General features: G+C 58.6%; 1 pseudogene. It reads left to right on the forward strand.

The window, feature by feature from the left end:
• Positions 1 to 237: pseudogene (locus AF337_RS25830) on the forward strand (exopolysaccharide biosynthesis protein); the annotation flags it as partial.

The raw sequence follows: 237 nt of genomic DNA on the forward strand, positions 1-237 counted from the left end.
CCACCTATCGCTCCGACCGGCTCGACCTCGTGACGGCCATCATGCGGGGCCGTCAAGCGATCAACGAGACGACGCGAAATCTCGAGGGACTTTCCGATACTCGCCGGAGCGAGATCGCTTCCGAAGTGCAGGCGGAAAAGGCCAATCTCGATCAGCTCAAATTGAAGCGTGACACCACGCAACAACTGCTTCTCGAAGACCTGTCGAACGGCGCCAACGTGAATAGCCGCGTTGAAG

The organism is Rhizobium ecuadorense, assembly GCF_001187535.1.
Classification (GTDB): Bacteria; Pseudomonadota; Alphaproteobacteria; order Rhizobiales; family Rhizobiaceae; genus Rhizobium; species Rhizobium ecuadorense.